Here is a 6,455-nt window from a genome sequence, read left to right on the forward strand (position 1 = left end):
GTAGAGGCCGTTGATGCGAATGCGCCTCCCGTCGCCTTCGACGCGAGGCAGGTTGTCGGCGAATGCGGGGCGCACGCCGACGCCTGTTTCGACCAACTCAGCTTCGCCAAAGGCCGGATGCAGTGCGTAGGCGGCGCTGAGCAACTCCATGGTCGAGCGCGCAGTGATCGGGCCGGCGGCATCGCACTCGATCATCGTCGCGCCGACCATGAACAGGTTTTCCCGGCGCGGCACGACATAGATCGGGATGCGCGGATGAAGCAGGCGCACCGGTCGGGCCAGCGAGATTTCGCCTGTTCGCAGGATGAGCATCTCGCCTCGAACGCCACGCAATTCCGGTCGCCGGTCGGCGATGCCGGTGCAGTCCACCTCGACATCCGGGATGGCTGACACCGTGCGGCAACCGAACTCAAGGCGCGTGCCCATGCCAGGCAGCGCTTCGCTTAGTGCGAGCAACGCCTTGCGTGGGTCGAGATGTGCTTCCTCGGCGAAGAACAGGCCGCGCCCGAACCGGCCCGCGAGCGCTGGTTCGAGCGCCGCGATCTCATCGGCGCCGAGCTGCTTGAAGCCGGACGTGCGGTGGCCGAAGCGATCCAACTCGCCGGCATCGCGGGCAGGCGCCACCATGAGCGTGCCGTTGCGCGAGACATGACCGGGCAACGCTCTGTCCCACCAGTCAGCCGCGCCGCGTCCGAGCGTCAGGACCGTCTCCTCGGCGCTCTCGCGCTCGCACCAGGGCGCGAGCATGCCGCCGGCCTGCCAGGAGGCATTGCCGGCGATCTCCCCGCGTTTCTCGACCACGGTCACCTCGGCGCCGCGCGTTGCCAGCTCGTGCGCGAGCGTCAACCCGGCAACGCCCGCGCCGCGAATGAGCACCTTCATGGCGTGTCCGTGCGCTCCGCGGTGCCGTCGACGGGCATGTAGAGGTCGCCGCCGTCCCGGTACTTCGCCGCCATCGCCGCGAGCCCTTCCTTCTGCGCTTCAGCGCGGATGTCGTGCGATATCCGCATCGAGCAGAATTTGGGGCCGCACATGGAGCAGAAATGCGCCACCTTGTGCGCTTCCTTCGGCAGGGTTTCGTCATGGAAGGCGCGCGCCGTCTCGGGATCGAGCGAGAGGTTGAACTGGTCCTCCCACCTGAACTCGAAGCGCGCCCGCGACAGCGCGTCGTCCCTGACCTTCGCCGCCGGATGGCCCTTGGCGAGGTCGGCGGCATGAGCGGCAATTCTGTAGGTGATGACGCCGGTCTTGACGTCGTCGCGGTCAGGCAGGCCGAGATGTTCCTTGGGCGTGACGTAGCAAAGCATCGCCGTTCCGAACCAGCCGATCATCGCCGCGCCTATACCCGATGTGATGTGGTCGTAGCCCGGCGCGATGTCGGTGGTGAGCGGCCCCAGCGTGTAGAACGGCGCTTCGCCGCAGACCGCGAGCTGCTTGTCCATGTTCTGCTTGATCTTGTGCATCGGCACGTGGCCGGGGCCTTCGATCATCACCTGGCAGTCCTTGGCCCAGGCGATCTTAGTCAGCTCACCAAGCGTTTCCAACTCGGCGAACTGGGCCGCGTCGTTGGCGTCGGCGATCGAGCCGGGGCGAAGGCCGTCGCCGAGCGAGAACGCCACGTCATAGGTGCGGCAGATGTCGCAGATCTCCTCGAAATGCTCGTAGAGGAAGCTCTCCCGGTGATGGTGCAGGCACCATTTGGCCATGATCGAGCCGCCGCGCGACACGATGCCGGTGATGCGGTCGACGGTGAGCGGGATGTAGGGCAGGCGCACGCCGGCATGGATCGTGAAATAGTCCACGCCCTGCTCGGCCTGCTCGATCAGCGTATCGCGGTAGACCTCCCAGGTCAGATCCTCGGCGATCCCGCCGACCTTCTCGAGTGCCTGATAAAGCGGCACCGTGCCGATCGGCACCGGCGAGTTGCGCACGATCCAGTCGCGGATGTTGTGGATGTTGCGGCCGGTGGAGAGGTCCATCACGGTATCGGCGCCCCAGCGGATCGCCCACACCATCTTCTCGACCTCCTCCCCCATCGATGAGGTGACGGCGGAGTTGCCGATATTGGCGTTGATCTTCACCAGGAAATTGCGGCCGATGATCATCGGCTCGCTTTCGGGGTGGTTGATGTTGGACGGGATGATGGCGCGGCCGCGCGCCACCTCGTCACGCACGAATTCCGGGGTGACGAAATCCGGGATCGCGGCGCCGAAGCTCTCGCCATCGCGTTGAAGTTTCGAACGCAACTGCTCACGGCCGAGGTTTTCGCGGATGGCGACGAACTCCATTTCCGGCGTGACGATGCCGGCGCGTGCGTAGGCAAGCTGGGTGACGGCACGGCCGCCGGTAGCGCGCAACGGCCTGTTGAGCGTCGGAAACTCCGGCGTCAGGCGATCGGCGGAGACCAAGCCGTTGTCCTCGGGTTTGACCGTGCGACCCTCGTAGCGCTCGACATCGCCGCGCGCCTCGATCCATGCCTCGCGCAACCGCGGCAAGCCGCGCTCGATCTCGGTCTTCACCGCCGCGTCGGTGTAGGGACCGGACGAGTCATAGACCGTGACCGGCGGCTCGCCGGCGCTCGAATGAACCGAGATCTCGCGCATCGGGACACGCAGGCCCGGGTGAAGTTGGCCCGGTTTGTGGACTTTCTTCGAAGCGGGCAATTCGCCAACTGTGACGGTCGGGGTGTGGGCATTCATGAGTGAGCCTCCTTGCTCGAGTGCAACGGAGACCCAGTCCACGCGATGAGGAGGAAGTGACGCTTCGCGCAGGATGCGGGCTAATGCCCGAATACCGAAGCCGGATTGCCGACCCGCGAAACCTCGCACCGTCCCTACGCCAGTATGAACTGGATCAGGTTCAACGGGTCACTGCGCGCGATAGCAGTATCTCAGCCCCTTGCCGGGACTCCCCTGGTGAGGCACCTAGGTTGGACGATGAGATGTCGCCCTGTCAACTCCTGAGGCGCACGGGAGCCCTCGAAAGTGCCACTGCAATGACGCACATGTTGCGACCTTGGCGCTCGAGGCAATCCATGGTCTGTGTCAATCGTAGCGAACTCTGCCGCGCAGGCGATGACGGTTGAAACCATCCTCGGGTGATGCAGACACGGCTCACCTCGTCATCGTAGAGCGATGATGAAGCGAGCGCGTCAGGCAACAGGACCTATAGCCGACGCACTCAGGCCGTCAAAACCCTTGCAACAGAGGGGCGGAGAATCGACCTTGACTGTTGATGTTGTTGTAAAGGTTTATATAATCGCCCGGCGCACATCAGCGCACAGATCGGCCCTAACGCCAACCACAAGCGCCCCACCGACAAGACCTGCTCCCGCGGCTGCCAGCAGCAGCTTCTCACCCGGTCGCAAGGGGTTGGCGCTGTGGGCAACTGACAGCGACAGGGGGATCGTCGCGGCTGACGAGTTGCCATAGTCGGCGATGGTCTTGACGATGCGTCCGTCCTTGATGCCGAGCGACTTGCCGACGGCGTTGAAGATGCGGGCATTCGCCTGGTGCGGCACGAAACGGACCACGTCCGACGCCGAAAGACCGGCCGCCTCCAGCGCCTCGTTTGCACAGCCGCTCATCATCTCCACCGCCTTGGCGAAGACGTCGCGGCCGTTCGCGATGGTCATGCGGGTTTCGGCAATGTCGATTTCGTCGGAGAATGGACGGTTGCTGCCGCCCGCCGGGATGTGGATCAGGCCATACGCCGAACCATCCGAGGCAAAAGAGGCGCCGAGGATGCCGTGGCCGGGATCGCTGGAGGGGGCCAGCACCACCGCGCCCGCGGCATCGGCGAACAGCACGGCGCTCGCCCGCTCGGCTGGATTGATCCGACGGCTCAATATGTTGGCGGCAATCACGATGGCCGGCTTGTTGTGCAGGCGCACGAAGCCGTCGGCGAAGGTCATGGCGTAGATGAACCCGGCGCAGGCGCCCGCCAGGTCGACCCCGCCGGCCTTTTCAAGACCTAGCCTGTGCGCCACCAGCGGCGCGCTCGGCGGCAGGAGATGGTCCGGCGTAGAGGTGGCGAGCAGCAGCAGGCCGATCTCCTTGCGATCGATGCCGGCGGCTTGCAGCGCCATCTCGCCTGCCTTGGCGGCCAGTCCGGAAAGCGTGTCGTCAGGCTCTGCCCAGAAACGCGTGCGGATGCCGGTGCGCCCCTCGATCCAGCCTGCATCCAGCCCGAGGCTCGCCTCGATCTCGGCATTGCCGACTTTTCGGGCCGGGACGTGATGGCCAAGGCCTATGATGCGCGCTGTGCGGTTCATCTTTTGTCACCCGCAAGTCCGGCCGCCTCGTCTATTGCCGCGTAAAGGCGGTCGAGTTCGTCGGACGTCACGCAATAGGGCGGCAGCACGTAGATGATGTTGCCGAGCGGTCGCACCAGCAAGCCTCGATCGAGGAAGAAGGCGCGCAGCCTCGGGCCGACCTCGGCCAGATAGCCGGCATTGCCGACGCTGAGGTCAAGCGCGGCGATGGTGCCGGCCGTGCGCACATTCTCAAAACGCGGATCCCCGTTGAACCGCGCTACCTTCTCCACCTGCATCCGCGACAGCGCGGCCACGCGCTCCGCCACCGGCTCGTCGTTCCAGATGCCGACATTTGCCAGTGCTGCCGCGCAGGCAATCGGGTTTGCAGTGTAGGAACTCGAATGGAAGAAGGTCTTGGACCGATCCGTCGAGTAATGCGCTTGGAAGATCGCGTCGGTGGCAAGCGTCGCCGCAAGCGGCAGCGAGCCGCCTGTCAGACCCTTGGAGGTGCACAGAATATCGGGCGCGACCGCCGCCTGTTCGCAGGCGAACATGGTGCCGGTGCGGCCCCAGCCGGTCATGACTTCATCGGCGATGAAAAGCGTCCCCGAGCGCACGGCAATGCGCTTGAGCTCGGCGAGAACTGAGGCCGGGTACATCAGCATGCCACCGGCGCCAAGCGCCAGCGGCTCGACGATCAGCGCGGCAACCTCGCCGTCACGCGCCAGCCGTTCGAAGGCGTCGAGTGTTTCCTGCTCGTGGCCCGCGGCCGGGAAGGGGATCGTATCGACCTGAAACAACAGCGGCTCATACGCGGCGTTGAAAACGCCACGCGCGCCGACGCTCATCGTGCCGATGGTGTCGCCGTGATAGCTGTGTTCCATGACGACGATGCGCGAGCGCGGCCTACTGGTGTTGCGATGAAAGCCGAGAGCCATCTTCAGCGCCACCTCGACGCTGGTCGAGCCGCTGTCGGAAAAGAAGACCCAGTCGAGGCCGGCCGGCGTCATGTCGACCAGCGCCGAGGCCAATTGCTCGGCCGGCTCATGGCTAAGGCCGGCAAAGATCACCTGGTCGAGCGTTTCGGTCGCCTCGCGGATTGCCTCTACGATCTTCGGGTGGCGGTGGCCGTGGGTGATGACCCACCAGGACGAGATCGCATCGAGGATGCGCCTGCCGTCGCGCGTCTCGACATAGGCGCCTTCGGTGCGCACGATCGTCGGCGGCACCGGTTCGGTGGCATGTTGGGTAAAGGGATGCCAGACAGCGGAGCGGCGACTCATGGCCGGATCTCCGCGAAGTCGGCGGCGTTAAACGAAGCCTTCATGGCCGCGGAAAGTGTTCCAGGGGTCAGCGACTGGAGAAAGGGGAGACGACCCAGCACGCGAACCTTGCCCATCTGGACGATGGTTTTTTGCGTATCGACCATCCTGTCGCCGATGAACACCACGCCGAGCAGCGGGATTGAGCGGGCGCGCAGCGCCTCGATCGAGAGCAGCGTGTGGTTGATGGTGCCGAGCGCGGTGCGGGCGCAAAGCACCACCGGCGCGTTCCACTGTGCGAAGACGTCGATGTAAAATGTGCGCCTGTTCAACGGCACCATCAGTCCGCCGGCGCCCTCAACGACGAGCGGACGGTCCGTCTTGGGCAGTGCGAGTTGACCTGCATCAATCTCCACCCCGTCCAACTCCGCGGCGCGGTGTGGGGACAGCGGCTCTCTAAGGCGCCAGGCTTCCGGCAACACCCGGTCAGTAGGCAGTCCTGCCAGAAGAGAGACAACCTCGCTGTCGGTCTCTTCGCGGTTGCCCGCCTGCACCGGTTTCCAGTAGATGCCATCGAGAAGCGCCGTAAGGCCCGATGCGAACACCGTCTTGCCGATGCCGGTGTCGGTGCCGGTGATGACAATCTGCACCGTCATCGGGCGCGCTCCCATTCTGCAGCCAAAGCATCAAACAGTGCCGAGACGTCGGCCTCGCCGACATTCAGCGTCAGCGAGATCCGGAGCCTCGCCGTGCCTTCGGGCACGGTTGGCGGGCGGATGCCGCGCACGTCGAAACCGCGCGACTGCAGGGCCTGCGCCAGCGCCATGGCGCGGCCATTGTCGCCGACGATGATCGGCAGGATCTGCGAACCGCTCGCGGGTAAACCAAGGTCTTCGGCCCTCTTGCCGGCAAGCGCGACCAGCCTCTCCAGACGCTCG

At 65.2% G+C, this 6,455-nt stretch carries 5 protein-coding genes, 1 pseudogene and 1 riboswitch; all 6 genes and pseudogenes read right to left on the reverse strand.

Annotated features, from left to right (window positions below; translation table 11 throughout):
- Positions 1 to 882, reverse strand: an 882-nt coding sequence (locus EOA29_RS21310) for an FAD-dependent oxidoreductase (RefSeq protein ID WP_127221428.1), incomplete at its 3' end; no start/stop codon positions are given.
- Positions 879 to 2,699 carry a phosphomethylpyrimidine synthase ThiC gene (gene thiC / locus EOA29_RS21315; RefSeq protein ID WP_127221430.1) on the reverse strand — a complete coding sequence of 607 codons (1,821 nt, stop codon included), beginning with the start codon at positions 2,697 to 2,699 and terminating at the stop codon, positions 879 to 881. The genes EOA29_RS21310 and thiC, both read right to left, overlap by 4 nt.
- Positions 2,700 to 2,812: 113 nt before the next feature.
- Positions 2,813 to 2,924: riboswitch (TPP riboswitch) on the reverse strand.
- A 326-nt stretch (positions 2,925 to 3,250) separates the two neighbouring features.
- Positions 3,251 to 4,273: a beta-ketoacyl-ACP synthase III gene (locus EOA29_RS21320; protein WP_127221432.1), complete on the reverse strand. Its 1,023-nt coding sequence runs from the start codon at positions 4,271 to 4,273 to the stop codon at positions 3,251 to 3,253.
- Positions 4,270 to 5,538: an adenosylmethionine--8-amino-7-oxononanoate transaminase gene (locus EOA29_RS21325; RefSeq protein WP_127221434.1), complete on the reverse strand. Its 1,269-nt coding sequence runs from the start codon at positions 5,536 to 5,538 to the stop codon at positions 4,270 to 4,272. Before EOA29_RS21325 ends, EOA29_RS21320 begins: the two co-directional genes overlap by 4 nt.
- Positions 5,535 to 6,173: a dethiobiotin synthase gene (bioD, locus tag EOA29_RS21330; protein ID WP_127221436.1), complete on the reverse strand. Its 639-nt coding sequence runs from the start codon at positions 6,171 to 6,173 to the stop codon at positions 5,535 to 5,537. The genes EOA29_RS21325 and bioD overlap by 4 nt, the downstream gene beginning before the upstream one ends.
- A pseudogene (locus tag EOA29_RS21335) lies at positions 6,170 to 6,455 on the reverse strand (8-amino-7-oxononanoate synthase); the annotation flags it as partial. The pseudogene EOA29_RS21335 and the gene bioD, both read right to left, overlap by 4 nt.

The organism is Mesorhizobium sp. M1E.F.Ca.ET.063.01.1.1, from assembly GCF_003998155.1.
In the GTDB taxonomy this organism is placed as follows: domain Bacteria; phylum Pseudomonadota; class Alphaproteobacteria; order Rhizobiales; family Rhizobiaceae; genus Mesorhizobium.